This is a genomic window from Salmonella sp. SAL4457, assembly GCF_046548235.1.
In the GTDB taxonomy this organism is placed as follows: Bacteria; Pseudomonadota; Gammaproteobacteria; order Enterobacterales; family Enterobacteriaceae; genus Salmonella; species Salmonella enterica.
In genome coordinates, this window is sequence record NZ_JBGDZO010001023.1 from 1 (window position 1) to 249 (window position 249).

The 249-nt window shown below is 69.5% G+C and carries 1 protein-coding gene; it reads left to right on the forward strand.

Going from position 1 to position 249, the window contains the following annotated elements:
- Window positions 1-221, forward strand: a 221-nt coding sequence (locus ACLJNW_RS27275; RefSeq protein ID WP_410961680.1) for a thiamine pyrophosphate-dependent enzyme, incomplete at its 5' end; no start/stop codon positions are given.
- Between the last annotated feature and the right edge of the window lie 28 nt (window positions 222-249).

Below are 249 nucleotides of genomic sequence, written 5' to 3' on the forward strand. Positions count from 1 at the left end.
GTACCTACGGCGCCCTGCGCTGGTTCGCCGGGGTGCTCGAGGTGCCCGATGCGCCGGGGCTCGACGTGCCCGGCCTGGACTTCTGCGCGATCGCCCGCGGCTATGGCGTCGAGGCGCTCCACGCAGCCACCCGCGAAGAGCTGGAAGGTGCCTTGAAGCATGCCCTGGCCGCTGATCGCCCGGTTTTGATCGAGGTGCCGACGCAAACCATCGAACCCTGATGTTCCACGGCGCCGCCCCATGCCAGAG